The following is a 25,029-nucleotide window of genomic DNA, read 5'->3' on the forward strand; positions in this document are numbered from 1 at the left end:
TCTGCCGGTTATCCTCCGGCAAACCATATAAAAATACGCACACCGGAAACCGGTATGCGTACCAAAAGTCAGATTGTGCAAACGGAATCCGCCGTGTTATTCCAGGCGTTCCGCACAGGCATGCAAATCACTCGTTCTCGTCGAAATCTTCCGCCGCATCCTCGCTGTCGGTGCCTTCTTCGGCCACCGCTTCCCGAATGGAGAGGCTGATGCGTTTGCGGTCTTCTTCGATCTCGATGATCTTGACGCGGACTTCCTGGCCCAGTTCCAGTTCATCCTGCGGCTTGGCCACATGATGATCGGCAATCTGGGAAATATGAATCAGGCCGTCCACACCCGGGATAATCTGCGCGAATGCGCCGAACGTCATAAAATTGACGATCTTGGCATCCACGATATCGCCCACCTGATATTCACGAATGAACACGTCCCACGGGTTCTCGCCCTTATCCACATAGGAAAGCGAAACCTTTTTGGTTTCCGGGTTGAGGTCTTTGATGGTCACATTGACGGTGTCGCCCACATTGACCACTTCGGACGGATGCCGGATGCGCGACCAGGACAGTTCGGACACATGGATCATGCCGTCCACACCGCCCAGATCGACAAACGCGCCGTAGGACGTAAGGGACTTCACCTTGCCGGTATACTGCTTGCCGATCTCGGCTTCTTCCCAGAATTTTTCCGCCAGCTCCTTGCGCTCGTCCTTGAGGACGGCGCGGATGGAACCCACCGCGCGTTTGCGGCCCGTGTTGATCTCAATGATCTTCATGCGCACAGGCTGGTGGAGCAGCGTGCTCAAATCACCGCTGCGGGGAATGCCGGACTGCGAAGCCGGGATGAACACCTTCACGCCGTTGACGGTGGCAAGCAGGCCGCCCTTGATGACCTCAATGACGGTGCCTTCCACGATTTTGTCCTCTTCCGAGGCGGCCACGATCTCATCCCAGCTCTTGAGAGCGTCGATGCGCCGTTTCGAGAGCATCACCGTGCCGTCCTGATCGTTCACGCGCAACACCACGAGTTCTATTTCATCGCCGACCTTCACGATGTCCTCGGGCTTGACGGTGGAATCATCCGTCAGCTCCGACAGCGGAACATAACCGGCGTGCTTGGTTCCAAGATCCACCTGCACTTCGTTCGGCGAAAGACCCACGACCACGCCGCGCACCCTTTCGTCAACATTCAGTGTCTTGAAAGATTGTTCAAGAGCTGCAGCGAAATCAATATCCTCCGGCTCCGCATTGCTCTCATTTTCGTTGCTGTCAATATTGTCTGTATTCTCGAGTCCTGTCATAGCGTTTAGAACCTCCTTTATTATGCAGGCCGGAGTCGAAGCTCCTGCCGTAACACCAACGCAGCCGGCATGGGCCAAAGCCTCACGCGGCAACTCTGTGGCGCCCTCTATCAGAAAAGACGGACAGTGCGCCGCGCAAAGTGCGTGTAATTTTGCAGTGTTGGAACTTTTGCGCCCACCGACGATGACCATGGCATCCGCCTGTGAAGCAAGTTTTTCCGCCTCTCGCCGCCTTATTGATGTTGCACTACATATTGTATCAAAAATAATCGGATTTGTATATACCCTTTTCATAAATTCGCGGCAGTTTAACCATTCTTTGGCATGAAACGTGGTCTGTGCCACCGCCACGACGGGTGTATCCCGCAGATACGGATTCTTTTCGGTGATATTTTCAAGTTCCTGTAAGTCCTGGAAAACAAACGCTTTGCCGCAATGCCCGCGGATGCCGATGACTTCGGGATGCTCGGGGTCGCCCGCAATAAGCGCCACGGCGCCTTTTTCAGAGGCTTCCTCCACCAGCCGGTGGATCTTGGCCACATACGGGCAGGTGGCGTCCACCACCTCCAGCCCCAGCGCCGCCGCTTCGGTATAAACCGAACGCGGTACGCCGTGGCTGCGGATGACCAGCACCGATCCGGGCGGTACTTCCGCGGGCGACTGCACCACCCGTGCGCCGCGCGCCTCCAGCGACTGCACAAACCACGGGTTATGGATGAGCGGCCCCAGCGTGCAGACCGTGCGGCCCTCATCCAGCAGCTGCTCCACCATCTCCACCGCGCGGCGCACCCCGAAGCAGAAGCCCGCCGATTTTGCCAAAACGACCTTCATGTCTGTTTTTCCTCCAGCATGCGCAGGATCTCATTCTGCAGGTTATCCGCGGCAGCGCGGGCGCTGTCCGGACGGTCCTTCGCCCATCCGAGCACTTCCACCGGCACGGATCTCCCGAACACCACCCGTATCTTCTGGAACGGCCAGAAACCCTTGCCGCGCACAATGGCCACCGGCAGAACAAGAGCGCCGGTCTGGGCGGCAAACCGCAACGCGCCGGAATGGAAATGCATCAATCCTTTTTTTGCCCGGTTGCGGTGCCCTTCCGGGAACATGCCGAGCACATCGCCCCGCTTCAAAACGCGCAGCGACAGTTTGACCGCTTCCCTGTCCCCTTCCCCGCGTTTGACGGGAAACGCACCCAGCGCGGCAATCAGCGGCCCAAGCAGCGGCACGCGGAACAGCTCCGCTTTTGCCATGTAATGGAGCGGACGGGGACAGGCGGACCCTAGGATAACCGGGTCGACATTTGAGCGGTGGTTGGCGCAGAGAACCAGCGGACCGTTCTTCGGCACATTCTCCGCACCCTCCACACGCGCATGAAAGAGAAACAGGAAAAACGGGCCTGCATACCGCATGCCAAACTCATATAATGTCATGTCAGACGCTCCTTTGCGATCTGATACAGCCGTTCCAGCGAATCTTCGAGTTCATATCCGGTAGTGTCCACAATGAGTGCGTCCTCCGCAGGGCGAAGCGGCGCAATGGCACGCCCGGAATCCTGCGCGTCACGCTCCTTCACCTCATCCAGCACCTGTTCATAGGCAATTTTCGTGCCCTTTTCGCGCAGCTCCGCATGGCGGCGGCGCGCACGGTCCTCCGGCGTGGCGGTCAGGAAAATCTTCAGCTGTGCGTGGGGCAGCACCACGGTGCCGATATCTCGCCCATCCATAACGATGTCGCGCTTTTGCGCCATTTTCTGCTGCAAACCAAGCAAAAACGCCCGCACTGCCGGAATGGCGGACACCTGCGACGCGGCTTTCGATATCTCCGGCGCGCGGATGGCGGCAGACACATCTTTCCCGCAGAGCAGCACGCACTGCCCTTCCGGCGAGAGCGCCAGTTCCAGCCGGATGGACGGCAGCAACTGCTCCACCGCCGCCGCATCCTGCGGGGAAACGCCGCTCTGCACGGCGAACAGCCCCACCGCGCGGTAAAGCGCGCCGGTATCCGCATAAACAAAGCCCAGCCTGTCGGCCAGCATGCGCGAAAGGGTGCTCTTGCCCGCACCTGCGGGCCCGTCGATCGCAATATTGTACATCGGGTGACCTCCTGAGGCAAAACAGCATGCGCGTTCTGCCGGATTTCATGTAAAACCTATCCGCAAACCGAAAAGGAGCAAGGATGCGGGAAAATTAGACACCGCTCTTCCCTTGCGTCTATGCAGGCTTTTGATCTGTATGCTGAAAACAACGAAGAAAAGGAGAAAAAGCGCACGGGCAGAGCAAGTGTTTCCCAGGAAATTCCATATTTCACACGGTCAGCCCGGCCGCGCGGCCGGTGGCGAACGCGATCTGCAAATTATATCCGCCGGTGTGTGCGTCCACATCCAGCAGTTCGCCTGCAATATACAGCCCCCGCTTGCGTTTGGAAGCCATAGTCTTCGGGTCCACCTCGCGCACATTCACCCCGCCGGATGTGATGATGGCCTCCTCAATGGGGCGAAACGCCTTCACGGTGAGCGGCAGCGCCTTGACCACCGCGCCCAGCGCCAGGCGCTCGGCGCGCGTGACCTGGGCGGTCTTCTTGGCGCCGTCCAAATGTGCGAGCAGGAGGCAGATGGAAATCAGCCGTGCGGGCAGCAGCGCGTGCAGGGTATTGGAGAGGTTCTGCGCGGAAAATGCCTCAAAATCCCGCTGCAGGCGCGCATCCAGCTTCTCGGGTGAAAGACCCGGCTTGAGGTCGATGGACAGCCGTCCGCCCTGCGGTTTGCGCAGATGGGAACTGGCCGCCAGCACCAACGGGCCGGACACGCCGAAATGTGTGAACAGCATCTCGCCCAGTTCGCTGAACACGGTCTTGCCGTCCCGCGAACAAACCGTAAGGGTGACGTTGCGCAGCGAAAGGCCCATCACACGCGCGGGCCACTCCTCCTCGGTCACCATCGGCACCAGAGAGGCGTGCGGCGGCACGATGGTGTGCCCCGCCTGTTCGGCGAGATGGTAGCCATCCCCCGTGGAGCCGGTCGCCGGATAGGACGCGCCGCCCGTGCAGAGGATCACTGCGTCCGCCCCGATCTCCCGCCCGTCCTCCAGACGCACACCGGCCACCGCATCGCCCCGCAGCAGCAAGTCCTGCACGCGGCCGGTTTGTTTTTTTGCGGGTGCGGCAAAGCGCGCCAACGCATCCACGATCTCCACGGCTTTGTCCGAAACAGGAAACACACGCCTGCCGCGCTCGGTCTTCAGCGGCACGCCCAACTTCTCAAAAAAAGCGATGGCGTCCGCCGGCCCAAACTGCGACAGCGCGCTGTATAAAAAACGCGGGTTGACCGGCACATTGGCGAGAAACTCGTCCAGCCCGCAGTTGTTGGTCACATTGCAACGGCCCTTGCCGGTAATCATCAGCTTGCGCCCGGGCCTCGCGTTGCGCTCCACCAGCACGACCTCATGCCGTTCTGCCGCAAAGCCCGCCGCCATCAGGCCAGCCGCACCGGCACCCACCACCGCGATCCGTGCCATTATTTTTCCGCCCCCGGTTTCTCATACACGCCGTATTCATCCCAGATGCGCTCCAACTCGGCGAACGTACGGTATACCTCGTCCTGCCGCTTCATACCCACCGCGACAATCAGCGCGTTGATAAGTGAGAGCGGCGCGACCAGTGAATCGACAAATGACGCCATATCACTCTTGGCCAGCAGGTTATAATTGGAGTAGCGGTAAAGAGGGGAAAGGCTGCTGTCGGTAATGGAGATCACGGTCGCCCCGCGCGCGGACGCATATTTCATGGCCTTGACCGTCCGCGTGGAATACCGTGGGAAACTCACGCCGATCACCACGTCCTTCGGGTCCAGCCGCAGGATCTGCTCGAATAATTCACTATCGCTTGCGGTATGTATCAAAGAGACATTGTCGAGGATAAGATTGAAGTAAAACCCGATGAAACTCGCCAGGGCCGCCGAACTGCGCACGCCGAAGATATAGACCTTGCGCGCACCCACGATGGAGTTGACCGCGTTATTGAAATCTTCACGCGAAACCTCCGCCAACGTCTTGCGGATCTTCTCGATGTCGGAATTGAGCACTTTTTCAAGGATGTCACCGTCGCCCAGCACATCGGTGGAAACTTCAATACGCTGCACCGAAGTCAGCTTGCTGCGAATCATTTCCTGCAGCGCTTTCTGCAGCTGCGGGTACCCGTCGTAGCCCAATTCGGATGCAAAACGCACCACGGTCGATTCGCTCACGCCCACGATATTGCCCAGTTTGGACGCCGTCATGAATGCGGCTTTGTCGTAATGTTCGATGATATAACGTGCGATATATTTCTGCCCCTTGGAAAAGGTGGGGAACATCGTCTGTATCTGGTTCAGCAAATCACGGCTCATTGGTTTTACCCTCCTTGTTCTATCTTATCCGCAGGACTTCAAAAAATCAAGTGAATTATGCGCCGATTTTGCAAATTACAATCATTTTTTCAAAACGCATTCAAAACGTCGGAAAATGTCCTTTCTGCGCGCACAATCCGCTTTCGGTTTCACATCTGCTTTTCCCAATCTTTTCTATATGGTCATCAACGATAATTTCAGCAAAAGCTGCATATGCTAGAGCCATGTGCAGCACCGTTTCAGCGTTTCGCCCGCATTGCCGTTTCGAAACGTGTCCTCCACAAAAAAACAGCCTGCATCGTATGATGCAGGTTATGCAAATCCAGTTTCATTTGGATGGCGGGCATGCAGGGAAAGCACCGGCTTCTCCTACACGTGCAGCGCGGGCCTTTATGGTATGTTTCTTTGCCGAGATCCCACAAAAAAGCGCGGTCTGTGACGGATACACTTTACTTTTTATGGAAAATATTGTATAAATGTATAAATAAGAAGGCCGGTTGCAAGCCACATTCACCATTGTTCAAGGAGGTGCAATATGACAGTCGTTCAAAAAAACTGCGCCCTGCTAGGCGACCCCTTTTTCCTGCTGCTGTTTGATTCGGACCGCGGAGAGCGGGCACGCACACTGCGTGATGTAATGTTTCATGAAACGGAAAAAACGGTGCAGTTGGGATACCGCCGTTTTCTCTGCGGTTTCACCGCGGGCGTGGATCTCATCTTTGCCGAAACCGTTTTGGAGCTGCGCCGAAAATACCCGGAGATCACACTGGAAAGCGTGCTCGCGTATGAAAACGAAGCCGCGTCCTGGGAAGAATGCACGCGCGAGCGGTATTACCGCCTGCTGGGGTATTGCGACAGGGAACACCTGCTGCAGACACGATTCACCACCGGCTGCCTGGCAAGGCGAAACCGGTATCTTATCGACCATGCAAACATGCTGCTGGCGGTCAGCGACGGATTGCTGGGCAATCCGCTGCAGGCCATCCATTATGCGGCTGTTTCGGGAAAATCCACCCTTTGCATCAGCCCTTCCACACTGCTCACACAAAAAATCGGATGACCCGGTGTACCTTGTCACTCCGTAAACCGGATTTGTTTATACATAGTTCCGTTTAAATCTTTGACCGTGAACAGATCGCCCTCCAACACACCGTAGGAATGCGGTGTGTTTTCCTTTGGCAGTGCAATGGAGCCGGGGTTGAGAATATAGATATCACCATGTTTCTCCGCTCTGGGCACATGGGTGTGGCCATAGCAGAACACATCGCCCGGAGCCAGCGGCGGCAGACTGTTTTCGCTGTAAATATGCCCGTGGGTCAGGAAAAAACGACGCCCCTCATGCATCAGGATCGAATAGGTGGCCATCAGCGGATACTGCAGCACCATTTCGTCCACTTCGCTGTCGCAGTTGCCGCGCACCGCGAGGATGTGGTCAGCGTGCGCGTTGAGCAGGTCGGTCACTTCTTTGGGGCCGTATTCCGCCGTGAGCGGGTTGCGCGCGCCGTGATAGAGTTCATCCCCTAAAATGACGATGGTGGAAGCGCCTTCGCGTTCGTAAGCCGCAAGCGCCTGTTTGAGGTAAAACGCGGAGCCATGGATATCGGACATAAAAAACAGTTTCATCCTATCAAAACCTTTCCCATTGCATTCTGATTATAATTCAATCACAACCCGGGCCGGGGATGCCGGGCTGCGTCCGCATGCGTAAGCAGCAAAAAACCGTCCTGCTGCGCACGGACATGCAAACCGCCTGCCGTCGCCTCCTGTGCGGAGCAGCGCTTCGCATTCACGATGGCCACGCCGGAGGAATCTTTTGCAAACGCCGTGAGCCCGCCGTCCATACAGCGCAGATCCGCATAGGCTTCCCCCACATAGATTTCATCCTGCTGCCAGTCGCCGCCGTTCGTATCCGCCAGATAAGCCGTGCGGCCACGTGCATCCGCGGCCACCGGCCCGCGCAGGAACTGCTGGATGGGTGAGACCGAACCGCTCATCACAACGGAAACGGTGCAGTATGCATTGCCGGCCACCGCATATACGGCAACGCCCGACAAAGCCACTGCGATGATCCGGAAAGCGGTTGTCCGCGCCTGCGACCATGCATATCCGCAGGCCACCCCGCCCACGATGGACAGCGGGATAACGGTAGGAAGGATATACCAGGAATATTTTGTCTCGGCCAAAGAAAAGAACACGAACGGAATCACGATCCACAGAAAGAACAGCAGCGCGTCCGTCCGCGTGGACGCAGACACACGTCCATGCCGGAAAGCCAGCCACAAGAGCAGACAAACCAGCGCCACCAGCATGAGCAGGCCCAGTGAATTCTGAAAAAGCGTCTCGTTCACATAATACAGGATGCCGCCGCCATGCCCTTCCAGCGGGCGGGACGATCGCGCCAACAGGTCCCTGTCGATCATGCCCCGAAAAAACGCAGTGCCGTCCGCCGCGTAGCGTAACCCCGCCCAAATGGCAACAGGGCCGAACGCGCAGGCCAGCGTACCCGCCCAGATGCGCCCGCCCAAATGAAAAAGCCGCCCGCTGAGCAACAGAAACAATCCCGCCACCGCCAGCAGGATGCAGGCGTGCCAGCTTTTATCCAGAAAAGCAAGTGAAAACGAAAAGCCGGACAGAAAAAGCCATCGCCTGTCTTTCTGCGACCAGAACAGGGACAGGACGCAAAGCGTGCACAAAAAGCCGAACAACGCGTCGGCATCGCCGCTGCGACCGTAGTGGAAACGGTAGAGAATGCTTTCGGTGGCGAGCACCGCGCTCGCGGCCAGACAGGCCACGCGGCCATACCGCTTGTAAACAAAGCGGGCAACCAGCAGGACGGTCGCAAACATCGAAAGCGCCGCATAAAACCGCAGTGCCAGCACGGTGGTACCAAACAGGCGGAACCCCAGCATGATGGCCCAAAAGCTGAGCGGCGGCTTCAGATTCCAGTAATCCGGCTTGTAACGATAGAGATTGACGATCCAGTTGCCGGTTTTCATCATCTCATACGCATTCACGCCGTGGCGCGCTTCATCCCAACTGTTGACGCCAGCGGCGTCCAGGCGGAAAAAGGCCGCAAACGCGGCAAACGCGAGGATGAAAACGAGCCCTGCGCAAAAAGCGGCTTGTTTGTTGCGAGCCGTGAATACCCGGCGGTGAACCATGCGTATTCCTTCCCTGTCTTCCGCGTTTTGCTATGCGCGGCGTTTTAAACTGTGAATTGCGGAAGCCACAACGCGGCTTCGCGGCGCACGGCTTCTTTCGTATCCGACGCGTGGATGAGATTGCGCACCAACCGTTTTTCCGGTGTGGAACGCTCATAGCAGTCGCCCAAACCAAGGTCGCCGCGGATAGTCCCTTCGGCGGCTTTGACCGGTTGCGTTGCGCCCACAATCGTGCGCACATCTTCCACCACATTTTCACCGCCCGCCAGAATCGCGGGCAGCACCTGCCTGCCCGCGAACATATCCAGCGTCATCTGCTGGAAATCCGCCCCATATTTCCGGATATGCTCGGCATAATGCGCGCAGATGGTCTCCGGCGCCACGGTCTGGAGATCCATCGCGCGCACCTGAATGCCGGCGCGGAAAAAATACTCCATCACGGTGTAGACCAGTCCGCGCTCCAACGCGTCCGGCTTCAAAAACACAAAGGTCAGTTCCATGATCTCACACCTCGTCCTTTCCTCATCGCAGCGAGTCCCGGGCCGTCACGAACTGCTGCTCAGATCGCCCGGCGCCTTCGCGGTTCCGGCTTTGGCCGCCTTCTTTACGTTCTTGACATGGTCGGCAAATGTAGCGGCAAAATAATATTTTCCGTTTGCATCGCTGACAAAATAGAGATAATTAGTGGTGCTGGGGTTGAGCGCGGCGTTGATGGCGTCCAGCCCCGGATTGCAGATGGGTCCCGGCGGCAGCCCCTCATACCGATAGGTGTTGTAGTGCGAATCGAGCGCCGCGTCCGTCGAGTGAAGCACGGCCGTCAGGTCACGCTTGGCATAGAGCACCGTCGCGTCCGACTGGAGCAGCTTTTTCCCGTTCACACCCACGCGCAGGCGGTTGTAAAACGTAGAGGAAACATCCGCCATCACGGCCTGGCTGGCCGCCTCTTTCTGGATGATGGAGGCAAGCGTGACGATCTGATCCACATTCATTCCCTGCTGTTTGGCCAGTGATATCACACTTGCCTTGGATGCTTTGGCGTTAAAATTGGCAATCATTTTCTGCACAGCCGTTTTGCCGGATGAATTTTTCAAAAACGTATAGGTATCGGGGAAAAGATAGCCCTCATACCGATAATATCGGCTGGGATCATTCGGGAGCGCCATGTCGATCGACAAATCGTATCCCCCCGCGTCCAGCGCGTTGAGAAAATCCTGCTGGCTGCACACGCCTTTCTGGTTCAGGACGTCCGCAATCTGCTGGATGGTCAAACCCTCGGGGATGGTAACCGTCACATTGTTTTTGTTCTGATCCGAATCGCGCAGAACGGCGATGATCTCCTCATACCCCTGCGACGGATTCACGGTATAGGTGCCCGCCTGGAAACCGCCGATCTTGTTCTGGCGTACGAAAATACGGAAAGCGAGCGTATTGTTGATTACGCCGTCTTTCTTCAGAATGTCCGCGATGTTCGCGGCGGTGGCGCCCTTGGGAATGGTCACATCCACCTTCTGATCCGGCTTGCCGATACCGTACCGGTCGGCAAAGACGGAAATGATAAACAGCGCGATCACGATGGATACAACAAACAAAACGGTCACATACAGCAGGCGATGCAGCCAGCGCCCCTTTTTCGGAGCGGGCTCCTCCCCGCCGGAGGGGTTGTTCCCGTCGGGCGGGCCGCCGGTGCCGTCCGCTCCCGCAGCCGCCTGTACATCCGTCGGGCAGGGCGCGCCGGCGTCATACAATTCCTCAATGGATCGCGTAAAATGAAACGGTTTTTTGCCGCCGATCTCGGACGACTCGTCCCCACCCTGTTCCGGCTGCGCCGCGCTCCCCGCGCTGTCGGGAGCCGGAACCGTGTCCGCCGCGCCGTCAGGTTCCTGTCGACCGGTCTGCTCCGCCTCCTTCGGCGGGACGCTCTGCTCGTCTTTTTCCTTCGACACTGTTCATCTTCCTTAATTTTCATCCGGTTTTGAGGCATACGGCTTTTCCCCGCGCACACACCCTACAGTGCCTGTACATATACTGAAACAAATATACAGGGAGGTGAAGCGTATGAACCTGTTTGGCGGAGGGCGGAATTCCGAATGGATCATCATTCTGATTCTGCTGTTTATCGTTTTTTACGGCGGTTCGGGCTGCCATAAGCCCGAACCGTGCGGCTGCTGAGATACATTGCGCGCGGCCGCCCCGGCATCCGACTCCGTGGCGCTGCGCATCACCGGTCATGCTTCCGCACACACCCCACACCGCACGGTTCTCCCGAAAGCAGCAAGAAAAGCCCCTCCGGGGGCTTTTGCCGGTCCGGGAGAAAATGGCGCGCAGACCCGGCGTTTGATTTGATTATACACTGTCACCTTGCGGGTTGACAAGCATTTTGGGCAGTTTTACCGTACAGCGCCGCATGCAAGAAGTTCCCGATCGGTCACCACCATCGCCACGCGGCAGTCGTGCGGCTCCATCGGCAAAGGTGCATCCGCAAGCAGCGGCGCGTAGCACAGCCCCACGGACAAACCCGGAAACGCGGGCAGGAACCGGTCGTAGAATCCCCCGCCATAGCCGATGCGCGCCCCGCCGCAGTCAAACGCAAGGCCAGGCACCAGGCAGAGAGACCGCGCGTCGGGCAAAACGGGCTCTCCGCCGGGCGGCGGCTCCGGCAAGCCGAACCCGCCATACAGAAGCGCGTCGAGCGAGTCGATCACGTAAAACACCATCCGTTTGCCCTCGCAGCGCGGAACGGCCACGCGTTTGCCGTCCCGCAGCGCCGCGCGGATGAGCGCGCGTGTGTCCACTTCCTGCCGCACCGACACATAAGAAAACAGGGTCCCGCAGGCCGTATAGGCCGGCAGCTCCAGCACGCGCTCCGCGATGGCACGATCCATATCCCCGCGCAGGGTTTGTGTGAGCGTCGCGCGGCGCTTCAGGAACTGCGCCCGCAGAACCTTTTTATCTGCGGGCAATCCGCCGTTCATCGAATCTGCATCCCGCTTTTCACCTGCTCCGCCTTTTCCCTGCCCGCAAGGGCGGCGGCCAGTTCCAGGCCAAACGCGAACGAGGCCCCCGGCCCGTTGCCGGTGATGATGCGCCCGTCGATGCTCACTGATGTGCTGCCGACCTGCGCGCCCTTCAGCTCCGGCTCATAGCCCGGATAGCAAACCGCTTTTTTCCCCGCCAGCAGCCCCTTGTGCCCGAGGATGGACGGCGCGGCGCAGATGGCCCCCAGCCACAGATCGTTCTGCACGGCGTAATCAATGAAGCGCTGCACCGTCTCGCTCGCCTCCAGGTTAGGCGTACCCGGGCCGCCCGGCAGCACCACCATCTCCACACCGTCGGTGTCGATCTCTCCGGCGGTCACATCCGCCGTCACCGTGACGCCGTGGGCGCCTTTCACCTCGCGGCCCGGCACACCCACGGTCTGCACCGTCAGGCCGGCGCGCCGCAGGATATCCAGCGTGGCCAGCGCTTCGATCTCTTCGAACCCTTCTGCCAGAAACAGTACGATCATGATAAAACCTCCCAACGGTATGTCTTACATTTCATATATCCGCGATTCCCCCAGACCGGGGAGACGAACGCGGCGCTCAATCAAGCATCAGGTTAAAATAGGGCCGCGCGGCTTCGAACGCGGCAGGGTCTAGGGCATCATCCGCCGGGCGGAGCATGCCGCCGTCCGGGGTGGGCGCGCCGTTCCACGGCAGACGAAACTCGGTCTCCGGCAGGCCATACCGCTCGCAAAGCGCCGCGGCCACGGCGGAAAGCGTCCAGCCGCCCGGCACGATCTCCTTGCACAGCACCCGCTGACCGTCCTTGCACGCCATGCAATAGCCGCCGGGAAACGCCAGGCTTTCGCCCCCCGCCATTTTCCACTCCCGGAGGACGAAATCAAACAGTTCCCGCCCCCACAGCAGCCCCACCGGAAATGTCTGCGCGCGCTGTGCGAACACCGTGTCGGCATCCGCTTTAGACAAGTGGAACTGCGCGTCCAAAGCGGATGCCGGCAGAATGCGGTGCGTAACATGGAACGCCGTGTGGTAACCGAGCTTTCCGTAATACCGGTAGAGCGCTTCGCTGGCGGGTTTGAGGCAGGTAAAAAGCATACCCTGCGCCACGGCCGTCTCATGCGCGTACGCCAGCAGGCCCTCCATCAGCCCCCGGCGGCGGAACTCAGGCAGCGTCGCCGCCGCGTACACATACTGCACGGCGCGCCCTTCGCCGCCGTAAAAACAGCGGGACGGCAGCAGGAACAGCATGGCAACGGCGCGGCCGCCTTCCTTGCTGACCAGGCAGCGCCCGGCGGGCAGGTGGGTCTTGATGAAAAACCGGATATATGCGTCCGCGTCACCAAAGCAGGTCTTCCAGATTTTCTGCACATCGCGCCGGTCTTCTTCCGCGGCCACACCGATCACAGCGTTTCCCCCTCTGCCAGCGTAGCGGTGTATTTATCCAGCAGCAACACGGGATGGTAGGAAAGTTTGGCTTTGCGCAGCCCTTCGTCCCCCACGTCTTCTTCGCGGTTGACATAAGCGTATCCCGTGCAGGACATCGCCAAAAACTCCCGGTTGATGGCGGGATAAGCGCCTTCCACATCCGAAAACGCTTTTTCCACATGGATACCGAACGTGTCCCGGCAGATGGGTTCGCCAAACGTATACGCCACCGGCCGCCCATCCTGCCGGAGCAGACCGCCCGAGAAGCCCAACTGTTCAAAATGGGAAAACGCCTCCTTGACGGCCTTGTGTTCTTCCACCAGTGACGGCGTTTCCTCATAGTGGTTCATGGCGCACCATTCCTCGTTGAGCCTGTCACAGACATCCAGATTTGCGGGCGTGATCGGCTCGATCCGCCAGTCTGTCCGTTTGAAACGTGTGATATGGTTGCGTTTGCCGTGGTATTTCCGCCCCGCGAGATTGACGAGGTCTTCCACGCTGTAAATATAATCGGAAAAATCGCGGTTGAGTTCAAATGTGAATTTTCCGGGGAAAAGTTCCTGCAGCCGCTTTTTCATTTCTTCGGTCACACCCGCCAACGTGAACGGGCGGCAGGCATCCGGCTCTCTGGAAAGCGCGCGGATCGCGCCCTGCACGTCGCCGCTCCCCATTGGAAAGAGATAGCGGACCCGGCCCTGCAGGTCTTTTTCAAACGAGATAAGCGTCATACCGTCCCAGAAAGCGATACGTGTTTTGTAATAGAAACGCCAGATAAACAGATTGCCGAAACAATAATCGTCCGACCGGCAATCCCCCGCCAGCATAGCCGCGTCCACGCGGGATTTGTCGGCAAGTTCCGGAGCGTGAAATTCGATCATACATGTCCTCCAAGAATGCGCTGCGCCCTGTTCGCCGGACCGCGCCCAAAAGTCCGCTATCTGCTTTTCAGCCGCGCGGAATCTCCGCAAAACCGGCCTGCCGGATGATACCGGCGATCTGTGCCAGGCAGTCCCGCAGCCGCCGGTTGGAAATGCTTGCCGTAACCCCCTGCTGCCGAAGCACCTCGCGTGCAAAATCCTGTTCGTCGGCCAGAAAGCGGCGGCAGACCTCCGGATAATCCGGCGCCTCCCGCCTGCTCTCCCGCCGGATCATCCGCCGCAGACGCAGGCCGTCCTCCACTTCCAGATACAGCGGGACGACCGCCGCTGGCCCGAAGCGGGCGCGCAGGCCGCCGAGCGCCTCCGGCGTGGCGATGGTAAGATAACTGCCGGCGGAAAAATCGATGCTCCCGTCGTCCACCGTGGCATAGCGCCAGACGCCGTGCATCGTGCGGTAGCTGCGTTCCTCAATGATCTTCCCCGCCTCACGCAGCGCCGCAAACTCCGCCTCGCTGCGGAAATGATATTCCACGCCCTCGGTTTCGAATTCCCGATGCGGACGGGTGGTGTACCCAACCACAGGGCGCAAGCCCAATGCCCGCTCCTGCACCAGCGCGCGGAAGACCGTATCCTTTCCGGACCCGCTTTTGCCCAGCACGCAGAACAGCCTGCCCATGGTTTCGTGCGGCGTTTCCCCGCTCTTCAAAACGCAGCTCATCCGTTCGGCTGCCCGCGCCGGAGCGCCTGCGCCCGCGCGCGCACCTCGTCGGGGCGCCCGCAGGTCATCTTCCCCTCGGAGCATGCGCCGCGCACACAGCCCGGTCCGGCGGTGGCAAACAGATGCGGCGCCGCCTGCAGGCAAAGCCCCAGCATCTCCCACGCCACCGCGCGGATCTCCCACTGGGCGCGTTCACAGCAGCGCAGGCTGAAAAAGTTGCGCAGGCTGCGCGCGTTCATGGTGAAAATCATCTTCGTCTCGCAAGCGTTTGGCAGGACGAAACGCGCGTCCTCGATGGCGGATTTCTCCGCTTTGGCCGCCGCCTGTTTTTCGCTCAGGCCCGCCTGCCGGTGCGCCTGGGCATGCCGCTCCTTGAGGATGGCGGAGAGCTTGGTGTAATGCGCCTGCGTCTCCTCCATAGCCTGCACGAATTCCGCTTTTGCCTCCGGTATGCGTTCGATCTCCGGAGGAATTACATAGGCAAACGCACCCTCGCGCACATAGCGCTGGCTCTGCACGCTGAACGACGCGATGCGGTGCCTGGTGATCTGCGCCAGCAGCGCGCGTGACACGCCCTGCAGACCAAACGTGAAATTGGCGTGCTCAATCACGCTCTCATGGCCCAGGCTCGCAATCATCTCGACGTAAGAAGCCGTTTTTTCTTCATCAAGGCCGTCCAGAATATGTTCGATGGTGCTGGGTGAATAACAGAGCTTGGCTGCCGCCGCCGTCAGTTTTTCGGGCATGGGCGTATAGGCCAATAATTCGACCTTCATGTTGTTTGTTTCTCCTCTGGTTTTGGGCAGAGCCCTTGATTGGACCTGGTTCAGCAAATATATAAAAACCTTGTCTGTTCCGGCTGAAATGTCACCCCGCGCTTGTCTTGTCCCAGGCTCACATTACCATGAAAACCTTCCGGTTTTCTGTCTTCAGGCAGAACTTAGGCCTTCTTTTCAAAAAACCGGGCGCCGATAGCACGAAAAATGTATTTGGGCAGCTTAAGCATCCGCATGAACCGCCACGGCTGGCAAAGCAGCCGATAGAACCATTCCATGTTCATGCGGATAAACAGATCCGGCGCGCGTTTGGTGATGCCGGCGAACACATCCAATCCGCCGCCCAGGCCCAACAGTATGTGCGCCTGCAGGGCCTCGCGGTTGTCTTGCATGAAAATTTCCTGTCTGGGAAACCCGAGCGCAACAAACACAACGTCCGCACCCGCGGCATTGACCGCCGCCACCGCCTGGGCGTCGTCCCGAAAATATCCGTCATGCGTGCCGGTGATGCACAGCGCGGGAAAACGCGCATGTATGTTTTCCGCCGCTTTTTCCGCTACGCCGGGCTTCGCGCCCAGCAAAAACAGACGCAGACCGCGCCGTTCCAGTTCCGGCAGCAGGGCCGTCGCAAGATCAAACCCGCCCACCCGCTCTTTGAGCGGCGTACCGCCGATCTTTGCCGCCATGATCACGCCGATGCCGTCCGGCAGCACATAGTCCGCCCCGGCCACCGCCCGGGCCAGGCGTTCATTCTCCACGCATGCCTCGGAAATTTCCGGGTTGGGCGTCACCACATATGCGGTGCCGTCCGCCTGCGCGAGCGCAAGCACATCGCGCACCGCTTCCGCAAGCGTCACATTCTCATAGGCGATTCCGAGTACTCTGGTTTTGGGCATGCCACCCCTCCTGCCGCCGCGTTACAGCGCGGCTGTTCTGCGGCGTCTGCTCCGTGTGCAAACCGGAACGGCCACAATTTCTTCCATTATACCGTCCACAGTCTTATATTTCAAGACTACACGCTCTTGCGCAGGGCCGCGGCGGTGGTGCGCTGCAGGCGCAGGCCGGAGAGGTAGGCCAACGCGCCGAGCGGCAACAGCGCGGCATACTGCACCAGATGCAGAAACAGGGCCACCGACACGGACGACGGCTCGGGCACGCCAAAAAAACTGAGCGAAAACACCACGGCATATTCAAACACACCCAGCCCGCCCGGGCTGGATGGAATAAACAGAATGATATTGGATGTGGCGAAAACGGCAAACGCCATCCGCACCGCCTGCACCGGATCGAACTGGAACGCCAGCATACCCGCCCAGTTGGAAACCAGCAGCAGCACCCAGGAGCAGAAAACCCACCCCACCATCCGTGCAAACCCCGATGTGATATACAGATGGGTCATGCGGCGCAGCCGTGGGATCAGCATGCCCGCCAGCATAAAAGCGATGGCCAGCACCGCCAGCACAATCCCCGCCGCTTTCAACGTTTGCACCGTGCTGGGGTGCATATTTCCCGCGGCCAGCGGAATGGCCAGGATGGACAAAAGCAGGATCGCCACCACGTCCGCGCCGCCCGGCGTCATCACCAGCCGGGTACGCCGGACGGCGCTGTATTCGGGAGGAAAAAACGCAAACCGCAGGCCCTCGCCCGCGCGCAGCGGCAAAAGCATATTCGCCATATTGCCGACCATCACCACCCGGCAGGACGCGCCCAGCGTCATCCTGCAGTCGATGCCGTAAGGATACACGAATGCGCGCACGAATTGGCCCATGCCAAACAAGACCGCAGCGGCCAGAAACAGCCACCAGTTGACATTGCTGCGAAACAGCACCCACGGGTCGAGTCCGCCGAGCGCGCGTGCCGCCATATATACCATGATGACCGTGACGATGATACCCGCCACGATCTTGATTTTCAGTTTTTTCTTCATCCAATCGCTTCCCGGTTCTATTTTACAACAAAATTTTCCTTTTGGAAAGGGCACCGCATTAGCACTATGCCGCATGTAGACAGCGGCCCGGCCGGCACATGCCGTGCCCCATACTATTGTAAGTGCGATACGTTTTCCTATTCCTTTTTTTCAAAGAAAAAGCCCACAACATTACATTAAATTTTTCCAGCATCTATAAAACCGCCGCTTCAAACACACAAAAAAAGAAAAGCGCGCGCCCTGCGCGGGCGCGCGCCGCCGCTTGCGGACATTCTGTCCGCAAGCGGCAAAAAAGGGAACTTCGTGCCGCTGCGCGGCAGCTGCTTCCCTCTTGGATACCGCTATATCCGTGTTTGCCTTCTCTCTGCCGCCGTGCATGCGAATACCGGACAGGCACCCGCCGCAAAGCAGGCATGCGGATGGCGTCAATAACGCAGGGATGCGGGCGTGACTTGACGCATCACGTCCAAATAGATCCCGGCCTCGCGTTGTGCGCCGACCAGGTCGTGATTGAGGTAGTTGCCGCACTCGCTGCGCGCCGAGCCGGGGATGGTCCCCTCAAAATCCAGAACAAACTGCAGCGCCTTTCGGGTCAGGTCAATAGCGGTTTCGTGCGGCAGGCCGCGTGTGATAAAATAAAAACCGGTGCGGCACCCCATCGGCCCGAAATAAATGATCTTATCCGAAAACGCCGTATTGCGGACATAGGTGGCAAACAAATGCTCGAAAGTGTGGATGGCGGCGTTGTCGAGGTAATCGCCTGCGTTGGGCACCTTAAAGCGCAGATCATAGGTAATAATGTCCCCGTCTATACGCGAAATGTACATGCCTTTTTTCAAGGTGTCATGGTCAACCTGAAAACTTGCGATCTTTTCCATACAAATAAAACTCCTTTACCGGTTCGTTCAGAACAGATACAGCGTCGTGATCCCGGGATTGAGCGCGAGTTCCTTACTGCGGATGCGGCGATGCTTGAGATTTTTGCGCACCATATCCCGCAGAACCGTCCCTGAAGAATATCCGTGGATGACCACCACTTCCTTGATGCTACCGTCGACTCCGCTCAGGAAGCGCTCAAGATATTGTTTGGCTTCCTCCCGGCGCATGTGGTGAATGTCGATCTCCACCCTGCGGTTGCTCAAAAAATGAACCACTGTGCATCGCTCCCCGTCACGGCGCTTTCCGGTTCACAGTCGGGCAAATCATAGAGCGCTGCGTTTTGTTCCATTTTAGCACGGTGCCGGTCTTTTTGCCATAGAAACAGCGGCACTTCCGGCATTTGCCCGCTTGTTTTTACCGAAAATACACAGGACGGCAAAAAATTGTCGTCAGAATTATGTACTATTTCCATAGTTTTCCCGCATACATTGCGGTATACTATATATATGTGTCGCATAGAAACAGAACGATATATCCGTCCACTGAGACGGGATATCAGATTTGCAGTCCGCAGGAGGAGATTTTATGCTGCCCAAAATTCATATTCCGGCCGGGGACCAGACTTCGTCTACGCTGAAAACCATTGTTGTGATCACATCCATCTTTCTTTCCCTGGCTGTGATCGTCGCCCTTTTCTATACATTTTTTCAAAAATGTGACCGTCTGAAATTCACGTACCTGAAAAAAGACCATCGCCACGCGTCCCCGGCCGAGTCGGAAGAAACCGATCCGGAAGTCGATTCCACCGAAGACCCCGCGTATTGAAACGGCAAAATACCGCCGCCGGCTTACGGAAAAGCCGGCGGCGGTATTTTTATGTCCGAATGGCCCGCTCCCGCGCCTCCCGGCTTGGAAACGGCCGTTTTTCAGATATCCAGCTTGAAATGAATGGCGTCGGACGCGATGCGGGTGGCCAGATCCAGCCCCAGGGAAGATGTGTTGATGCTCAGGTCATACAGCCGCGTGTCCAGGCCGTCCGATTTCGTGAACGCACGGTTGAATGCCGCGCGCTCCTTGTCATTAGTCTGTATCTTATCTTTCGCTTCTTCTTCGGTGATCTGGAACAGAGTGGCCACACGCTTGATCCGCTCGGGCAAATCGGCCGTGATGAAAATGCTCGCATGCCGCGGATGATCCCGCAGAACATACCGTCCGCCGCGCCCCAGGATGACGGCCGAACTCTCGTTCACGATGCGCGTGATATACTCGGATTCGAGATAGAACAGTTCCTTGTCGCTGGGATAATATTGCAACTCTCCCCCGGCCAGCGGCTCGGTGTACAGCTGCAGGCGGGTAAATTCCTCCCAGAAAGAAGACAGGCGCTCGTCGCGGTGCTCCAGATCTTCCTCCGCGATATTGAGTTTGCTCGCAATCTGCTTGAGGATGTCGCGGTCCACAAACGGGATGTGGAATTCTTCGGATAATTTTTTCCCGATATAGGACCCTCCGCAACCCAACTGATGGCTGATGGTGATGACATACGGCTGTTCTTTCATGGTAATTCGCCCCTCTTACTTGTATGATAGTGAATCCTATGCATTTTGCAAAAAAGCACCATATTAAAGCGTGGGATATTGTCTGTTTTTTATAGTATAACTCCAATATGCCAGGATGTCCATGTGCAACATCAACAATACACCCCCTGCATTTTTGGGAACTGCCTGCAAAATGGGAACTCCATAAAAAATACTTTTCATCTTTTGCAAAGTAGGGTATACTTTAGAAAGTAAAAATACGCCTTTTCCCATAGAAGCCGCATACCGCACGGCATGCGATTCCCGGTTCATTTGGAGGAAAATTTCATGGAATACAAGGTTCTCGCACTGGATATCGACGGCACGCTCACCAATTCCGAAAAACAGATCACGCCCAAAACGCTCGAAGCTATTTTGGAGGCGCAGGAACGCGGGGCCACGGTGGCGCTGACTTCCGGGCGTCCGGCGCGCGGCATCGAGCCCTATATGCACAAGCTGCAGTTGGACCGTTACGAGGGCTACGTCCTGGCATTCAACGGCGGCCGCATCATCGACTGCAAAACACAGGAGACCATCTTTGAGCAGGTCATCGAGCCGGGCTGGGTCTCCAAGCTCTATGACGTGGCAAAGGAAAACGACGTACATATCCTTTCCTACACCGAGGATGGCAACACCGTCGTCACCGAGCATCCCGACGACGTCTATATACAGATGGAATACCGTCTCAACGGGCTCCCCTACCGACAGGTGGACTCTTTCAAGGATTTTGTGCGCTATCCGGTCAATAAATGCATCATGACGGGCGAGGGCGAGCATTTGGCCAAGGTCGAACCGCGCGTAAAGGCATTTGTAAACGGGGAACTTAACGTCTTCCGTTCGGAGCCGTTTTTTCTGGAAGTAATGCCCAACAAAGTGGATAAGGCGTTCGCCCTGCAAAAGCTGCTGGAGGTCCTCGGTTATACACGTGAAAACCTGATCGCGTTCGGAGACGGCTACAACGACGTCTCCATGCTGGGTTTCGCCGGGCTGGGCGTGGCGATGTCCAACGCACAGGACGCCGCCAAGCAGGCGTCCGATTTTGTCACCTGCTCCAACAACGAGGACGGCGTGGCATACGCACTCGATCGGTTTGTGCTGGAAACTGTGCGGTAACGCAAATCGAACTCCATTATTTTTATTCCCGGATTGGAAAGTGCCATGGCATGGCACTTTCCATTTTTTGAATACACATTGATAGCCGGTGCGTAAGGCAATCTGTGGGGGCTGCAAAATGAAAAAAACCAAGATAAAAGAGGTCGTTTTAACTTGCCTGAATCAGGGAAAACTTTGCAGAATAGATTTCCGCTATGATCTCAACTATAGGTATTATATTCCACTTATCGCAAGCGATAAATTGTTTTTGGGAATGGAAGATGACGATTTCATATTAGATGGGTATGCAATCAGGCGATTTAAGGACGTTACAAAAGCCCAGATAAAAGAGGGAATATACGAGAAAATCTTACATGCAGAGGGCGTTTTTAATGGCATTGTTACGCCTAACGTCGATTTAACGGATTGGAAAACGATTTTTACTTCGCTTCAAAAGAAAAGTCAAAACATCATTGTCGAAAAAGAAAGCCTTGATGAAAACGAATGGGAATTCGTAATCGGAAGAATTGAGAAGATATATAAAAAGCATGTTTATATCCGGCATTTTGATGCCGAAGGGATATGGCAGTCGGAGCCTTATAAAATCCCCTATGCTGAAATTACGACTGTTACATTTGCTTCAAGATATGTCGATGTTTTCTCAAAATATTTAAGCAAACTTCCCGACAACTTTGGCAAATAAATCCCCGCTTTTCTTCATAAAAAAAAACCACGGAGGGAATTCTCCGTGGTTTTTTTTTATGAAGCTCGGATATAAAACGGGAGCAGCCCGTATATTACAGAAGCCCGTATTTTTCCGCAAACGCCGTGACAATCACGCGAACTTCCTGCGGTGTTTTGCAGTCGGCCACGCTTGCCGCCAGCGCCTGGCAGGTGGCAAGATCCACCTTGCTGAGGATATATTTGGTCTGGGGAATGGCGCCGGCCGCCATGCTCAGTTCGTCCAGGCCCAGGCCGACCAGCAGGGGCACCGCGAGCGGATCGCCCGCCATGCCACCACACATACCCACCAGCACATTCCTCGGCTTGGCGGCCTTGGCGACCTGTCTGATCAACCGGATGACCGCCGGGTTGAAGTAATCGTAGAGGTAAGCGATCTTCCGGTTGCCGCGGTCCACCGCCAGCGAATACTGCACGAGGTCGTTGGTGCCGATGCTGAAGAAATCCACTTTCTCGGCCAGCACGTCCGCCATCAACGCGGCGGACGGGACCTCGATCATGACACCCACTTTGATGTCCCTGTCATACACCACCTGCTCGACATCCAGTTGTGCCTTTGCTTCTGCGAGGACCGCCTTGGCGTCCAGCACTTCCTGATAACCGGAAATCATGGGGAACATGATCTTCAGCTTGCCGAACGCGCTGGCGCGCAGAAGCGCCCGCAGCTGGGTGAGGAACAGGTCCTTGCGGTCCAGACAGAGCCGGATGGCGCGGTAACCCAAAAACGGGTTTTCCTCTTTGGGGATATCGAGGTATTGAACCTCTTTATCGCCGCCGATGTCCAGCGTGCGGATGATGACGTCGCCGGGCTCGGAGCCCGCGAACGTCTCGGCGATCTTCTTGTATTCCGCGAACTGTTCTTCCTCGGTCGGCGCGGCGTCTCCCGAGAGGAAAAGCAGCTCGGTGCGCATCAGGCCAACCGCTTCGGCGCCCTGCGCCGCACCGATCTCCGCGTCCTTGGCGTTGCCGATATTCACCGCGGTGATGATGCGCGTACCGTCGGACATGACGGCCTGCTTCTTCGAAAACGTCTCGAAGATTGCCTGCTGCTCCTGCTCTTTTTTGTACTTGGCTTTATACGTTTTGACGGTCTCCGCGTCGGGATCAAGGATGCAGATGCCCTGCGCACCGTCGAGGATGATGGTGTCCCCGTCCCTGGCTTCACCAAGCAGTTCCGGCACACCGACCACCGCCGGCAGCCCCATCGATTTGGCAAAGATCGAGGTGTGCGCCGTTTTGCCGCCGCGTTCGGTGGCAAAGCCCAGCACGAATTTCTGGTTGAGCTGAATGGTATCGGATGGCGAAAGATCGTCCGAGATGAGGATGACCTCCCTGTCGATCTCAGACAGGCTACCGCTCTTCACGCCCGCCAGGATGCCCAGCAGCCGGGTGCCCGCGTCGCGCACATCCGCCGCGCGTTCCTTCATATATGCGTTGGACATACCCGCGAAAATGGCCGCGAACTGGTCAGTGATCTGCTTGACTGCTTTTTCGGCGGACGCGTTTTTCTTGCGGATCAGCTTTTCGATTTCGGGGACGTAGGCTGGGTCGGCAAGGATCGCCTTCTGCCCCTTCAATACGCCCACTTTGTCTTTGCCGAGCACTTCGGCGGAACGGGCGATCAGGCCGTCCACCTCATCGAGCGCCGCTTTCACGGCTGCCTGAAAACGTGCGGCCTCCGCATCCGCTTCAGACGGCGCGATGTCTTTTTCCGTATCGATTACGGGGTGCAAATAGACATACGCCTTTGCGATCCGGACGCCCTCGGACACCCCGATCCCCGTATAGGTTTTCTGTGCCATCTATTTTCCTCCATATACCGTGCACGGCACGGTACCGGCCAGGCCGTTTATTCGCCGAAGTTGGACAGGAACAGTTTTTCCACCGCCGCCAGAGCGTCGGCTTCGTCGTCGCCTTCCACCACGACGGTGACGGGCTGGTTGTAATCCAGACCCAGGCTCATCAGGCCGAGGATGCTCTTGGCATCGGCTTCATTGTCGGAATTGTCTTTCTTGACGACGATGCTGGACGAAAAGCCCGTAGCCGCTTCCATCAGAGCCTGCGCGGGACGCAGATGAAAACCTTGTTTGCAGCCGATTGTAAATTTCTTCTCCAACATAATAATACACACTCTTTCCGCCTGTTTTGGCATTTTAGCATTTTAGCAAAAGACGCGCCATGCGGCGGCGCTCTTTTCAGTCATTCTTCGATTTTGGTAACGGTGACGAAATGCAGCGAGTCGAGCACCTCGGGTTTGGTGCAGATCTGCGTACCGGGCTTGGATGCGGTGATGGTGCCGGCCGCCGTAGTAATCTTGGCGATATCGTAAAGCGAATCGCCGTGCACGATGGAATAGGCCAGCGAACCGACCATGGAGTCGCCCGCGCCGGTGGCGCTTTTGACTTCGATATCCCAGGAATCGACTTTATAGGCTTCGTCCGCGTCCGCGACCAGCGCGCCGTCCGGCCCCATGGAAACGATCACGATGGCGATGCCTTTGGCGATAAATTCCCGCGCGGCCGTCAGCACATCCTTCGGGGTCTTGAGCTCGCGTCCCAGCAGGGCTTCCAGCTCATGGATGTTCGGCTTGACCGCATACGGGATGCTTTTGAGACCCTCGGCCAGCGCTTCCCCGTCCGCGTCCAGAATCGTCTTGACGTTCTCGACCTTTGCCGCGGTGATGCACTGCGCATAGAAATCCTTCGGCACACCCGGCGGCAGGCTGCCGCTCACGACGGCCACATCGGCGTTTTTGCAGAGGTTGCGGAATTTTTCCTGAAATTTTTCCAGATTTTCCGGCGAGACCTCGGCGCCGCTCTCATTGATCTCGGTGGTCTTACCCGCTTTCCGGTCGAAGACCTTGAGGTTGGTGCGCGTTTCACCCGGGATCTCCAGGCAGTCGGCCGGCAACTGCGCTTCGCTCAGGAAGTCAAGCAGCTGCTTGCCGGTGTTGCCCGCCACAAAACCCGTTACGACGACGTCGGTCTCAAAGCTGTGCAGCACGCGTGCCACATTGATGCCCTTTCCGCCTGGGTCGAGCCTGGATTCCATCACGCGGTTGAGCCCGTAGGGCACCAGTTCCTTGATTGCGATGGTCTTGTCTATGGAAGGATTCACCGTGACCGCGATCACTTTCCCCGCCATATTATACACCCCCTATGTTGTTCTGCATATGGTT

General features: G+C 57.4%; 28 protein-coding genes. 5 read left to right on the forward strand and 23 right to left on the reverse strand.

The window, feature by feature from the left end:
- Positions 1–127: 127 nt before the first annotated feature.
- From ETHHA_RS07355 to ETHHA_RS07375, 5 genes are all read right to left on the reverse strand, one after another.
- Positions 128–2,128 (reverse strand): bifunctional 4-hydroxy-3-methylbut-2-enyl diphosphate reductase/30S ribosomal protein S1, encoded by a 2,001-nt coding sequence (locus tag ETHHA_RS07355; RefSeq protein WP_013485350.1) that lies wholly within the window; start codon positions 2,126–2,128, stop codon positions 128–130.
- Complete coding sequence (locus tag ETHHA_RS07360) at positions 2,125–2,727, reverse strand: lysophospholipid acyltransferase family protein (protein WP_013485351.1); 603 nt, start codon at positions 2,725–2,727, stop codon at positions 2,125–2,127. The genes ETHHA_RS07355 and ETHHA_RS07360 overlap by 4 nt, the downstream gene beginning before the upstream one ends.
- Positions 2,724–3,389 carry a (d)CMP kinase gene (gene cmk, locus ETHHA_RS07365; RefSeq protein WP_013485352.1) on the reverse strand — a complete coding sequence of 222 codons (666 nt, stop codon included), beginning with the start codon at positions 3,387–3,389 and terminating at the stop codon, positions 2,724–2,726. The genes ETHHA_RS07360 and cmk overlap by 4 nt, the downstream gene beginning before the upstream one ends.
- Before the next feature lie 211 nt (positions 3,390–3,600).
- Positions 3,601–4,809: a BaiN/RdsA family NAD(P)/FAD-dependent oxidoreductase gene (locus ETHHA_RS07370; protein ID WP_013485353.1), complete on the reverse strand. Its 1,209-nt coding sequence runs from the start codon at positions 4,807–4,809 to the stop codon at positions 3,601–3,603.
- Positions 4,809–5,678 (reverse strand): MurR/RpiR family transcriptional regulator, encoded by an 870-nt coding sequence (locus ETHHA_RS07375; protein ID WP_013485354.1) that lies wholly within the window; start codon positions 5,676–5,678, stop codon positions 4,809–4,811. The genes ETHHA_RS07370 and ETHHA_RS07375 overlap by 1 nt, the downstream gene beginning before the upstream one ends.
- Positions 5,679–5,692: 14 nt before the next feature.
- On the opposite strand from ETHHA_RS07375, the gene ETHHA_RS15550 reads away from it, so the two are divergent.
- Together ETHHA_RS15550 and ETHHA_RS07380 are read left to right on the forward strand one after the other, a co-directional pair.
- Positions 5,693–6,154 carry a hypothetical protein gene (locus tag ETHHA_RS15550; RefSeq protein ID WP_137143874.1) on the forward strand — a complete coding sequence of 154 codons (462 nt, stop codon included), beginning with the start codon at positions 5,693–5,695 and terminating at the stop codon, positions 6,152–6,154.
- Between the two features lie 59 nt (positions 6,155–6,213).
- A complete protein-coding gene (locus tag ETHHA_RS07380) occupies positions 6,214–6,738 on the forward strand; it encodes an SLOG family protein (protein ID WP_013485355.1) in 525 nt (174 codons plus the stop codon).
- Between the two features lie 14 nt (positions 6,739–6,752).
- On the opposite strand, the gene yfcE is transcribed toward ETHHA_RS07380, so the two are convergent.
- From yfcE to ETHHA_RS07455, 14 genes are all read right to left on the reverse strand, one after another.
- Positions 6,753–7,301 (reverse strand): phosphodiesterase, encoded by a 549-nt coding sequence (gene yfcE, locus ETHHA_RS07385; protein ID WP_013485356.1) that lies wholly within the window; start codon positions 7,299–7,301, stop codon positions 6,753–6,755.
- 41 nt (positions 7,302–7,342) lie between these two features.
- Entirely contained in the window at positions 7,343–8,839 is a 1,497-nt protein-coding gene (locus ETHHA_RS14575) for an ArnT family glycosyltransferase (RefSeq protein WP_013485357.1), read from the reverse strand.
- A 44-nt stretch (positions 8,840–8,883) separates the two neighbouring features.
- Complete coding sequence (locus ETHHA_RS07395) at positions 8,884–9,339, reverse strand: nucleoside-diphosphate kinase (protein ID WP_013485358.1); 456 nt, start codon at positions 9,337–9,339, stop codon at positions 8,884–8,886.
- A 45-nt stretch (positions 9,340–9,384) separates the two neighbouring features.
- Positions 9,385–10,782: an endolytic transglycosylase MltG gene (gene mltG / locus ETHHA_RS07400; protein WP_013485359.1), complete on the reverse strand. Its 1,398-nt coding sequence runs from the start codon at positions 10,780–10,782 to the stop codon at positions 9,385–9,387.
- A 444-nt stretch (positions 10,783–11,226) separates the two neighbouring features.
- Positions 11,227–11,811, reverse strand: a complete 585-nt coding sequence (locus ETHHA_RS07405; RefSeq protein ID WP_013485361.1) for a 5-formyltetrahydrofolate cyclo-ligase — start codon at positions 11,809–11,811, stop codon at positions 11,227–11,229.
- Positions 11,808–12,344 (reverse strand): DJ-1 family glyoxalase III, encoded by a 537-nt coding sequence (locus ETHHA_RS07410; RefSeq protein WP_013485362.1) that lies wholly within the window; start codon positions 12,342–12,344, stop codon positions 11,808–11,810. The genes ETHHA_RS07405 and ETHHA_RS07410 overlap by 4 nt, the downstream gene beginning before the upstream one ends.
- Positions 12,345–12,420: 76 nt before the next feature.
- Positions 12,421–13,245, reverse strand: a complete 825-nt coding sequence (locus ETHHA_RS07415; RefSeq protein WP_013485363.1) for a GNAT family N-acetyltransferase — start codon at positions 13,243–13,245, stop codon at positions 12,421–12,423.
- Positions 13,242–14,144, reverse strand: coding sequence for a DUF2156 domain-containing protein (locus tag ETHHA_RS07420; RefSeq protein WP_013485364.1), 903 nt, complete (start codon positions 14,142–14,144; stop codon positions 13,242–13,244). The genes ETHHA_RS07415 and ETHHA_RS07420 overlap by 4 nt, the downstream gene beginning before the upstream one ends.
- Before the next feature lie 67 nt (positions 14,145–14,211).
- A complete protein-coding gene (locus tag ETHHA_RS07425; protein WP_013485365.1) occupies positions 14,212–14,862 on the reverse strand; it encodes a nucleoside/nucleotide kinase family protein in 651 nt (216 codons plus the stop codon).
- Positions 14,859–15,638 carry an FAD-dependent thymidylate synthase gene (gene thyX / locus ETHHA_RS07430; RefSeq protein WP_013485366.1) on the reverse strand — a complete coding sequence of 260 codons (780 nt, stop codon included), beginning with the start codon at positions 15,636–15,638 and terminating at the stop codon, positions 14,859–14,861. The genes ETHHA_RS07425 and thyX overlap by 4 nt, the downstream gene beginning before the upstream one ends.
- 164 nt (positions 15,639–15,802) lie before the next feature.
- Positions 15,803–16,534 carry a WecB/TagA/CpsF family glycosyltransferase gene (locus tag ETHHA_RS07435; protein ID WP_013485367.1) on the reverse strand — a complete coding sequence of 244 codons (732 nt, stop codon included), beginning with the start codon at positions 16,532–16,534 and terminating at the stop codon, positions 15,803–15,805.
- A gap of 116 nt (positions 16,535–16,650) precedes the next feature.
- Complete coding sequence (locus ETHHA_RS07440) at positions 16,651–17,565, reverse strand: lysylphosphatidylglycerol synthase transmembrane domain-containing protein (RefSeq protein WP_013485368.1); 915 nt, start codon at positions 17,563–17,565, stop codon at positions 16,651–16,653.
- A 425-nt stretch (positions 17,566–17,990) separates the two neighbouring features.
- Entirely contained in the window at positions 17,991–18,443 is a 453-nt protein-coding gene (locus ETHHA_RS07450; protein WP_013485369.1) for an S-ribosylhomocysteine lyase, read from the reverse strand.
- A 27-nt stretch (positions 18,444–18,470) separates the two neighbouring features.
- A complete protein-coding gene (locus tag ETHHA_RS07455; RefSeq protein ID WP_013485370.1) occupies positions 18,471–18,719 on the reverse strand; it encodes a Smr/MutS family protein in 249 nt (82 codons plus the stop codon).
- A 310-nt stretch (positions 18,720–19,029) separates the two neighbouring features.
- On the opposite strand from ETHHA_RS07455, the gene ETHHA_RS07465 reads away from it, so the two are divergent.
- Positions 19,030–19,269, forward strand: coding sequence for a hypothetical protein (locus ETHHA_RS07465; protein ID WP_013485372.1), 240 nt, complete (start codon positions 19,030–19,032; stop codon positions 19,267–19,269).
- Between the two features lie 101 nt (positions 19,270–19,370).
- Here the strand turns inward: ETHHA_RS07465 and ETHHA_RS07470 are convergent, their stop codons facing one another.
- Positions 19,371–20,000: a cytidylate kinase-like family protein gene (locus ETHHA_RS07470; protein ID WP_013485373.1), complete on the reverse strand. Its 630-nt coding sequence runs from the start codon at positions 19,998–20,000 to the stop codon at positions 19,371–19,373.
- 306 nt (positions 20,001–20,306) lie between these two features.
- On the opposite strand from ETHHA_RS07470, the gene ETHHA_RS07475 reads away from it, so the two are divergent.
- Complete coding sequence (locus ETHHA_RS07475) at positions 20,307–21,131, forward strand: Cof-type HAD-IIB family hydrolase (protein ID WP_013485374.1); 825 nt, start codon at positions 20,307–20,309, stop codon at positions 21,129–21,131.
- 118 nt (positions 21,132–21,249) lie between these two features.
- Complete coding sequence (locus tag ETHHA_RS07480; RefSeq protein WP_013485375.1) at positions 21,250–21,813, forward strand: hypothetical protein; 564 nt, start codon at positions 21,250–21,252, stop codon at positions 21,811–21,813.
- Between the two features lie 94 nt (positions 21,814–21,907).
- On the opposite strand, the gene ptsP is transcribed toward ETHHA_RS07480, so the two are convergent.
- From ptsP to pfkB, 3 genes are all read right to left on the reverse strand, one after another.
- On the reverse strand, positions 21,908–23,653 hold the full coding sequence (ptsP, locus tag ETHHA_RS07485) for a phosphoenolpyruvate--protein phosphotransferase (protein ID WP_013485376.1): 1,746 nt from the start codon (positions 23,651–23,653) through the stop codon (positions 21,908–21,910).
- A 47-nt stretch (positions 23,654–23,700) separates the two neighbouring features.
- Positions 23,701–23,970: an HPr family phosphocarrier protein gene (locus ETHHA_RS07490; RefSeq protein ID WP_041686765.1), complete on the reverse strand. Its 270-nt coding sequence runs from the start codon at positions 23,968–23,970 to the stop codon at positions 23,701–23,703.
- An 80-nt stretch (positions 23,971–24,050) separates the two neighbouring features.
- Positions 24,051–24,995 carry a 1-phosphofructokinase gene (pfkB, locus tag ETHHA_RS07495; RefSeq protein ID WP_013485378.1) on the reverse strand — a complete coding sequence of 315 codons (945 nt, stop codon included), beginning with the start codon at positions 24,993–24,995 and terminating at the stop codon, positions 24,051–24,053.
- Positions 24,996–25,029: the final 34 nt, after the last annotated feature.

It is taken from the genome of Ethanoligenens harbinense YUAN-3, assembly GCF_000178115.2.
Classification (GTDB): Bacteria; Bacillota; Clostridia; order Oscillospirales; family Ethanoligenentaceae; genus Ethanoligenens; species Ethanoligenens harbinense.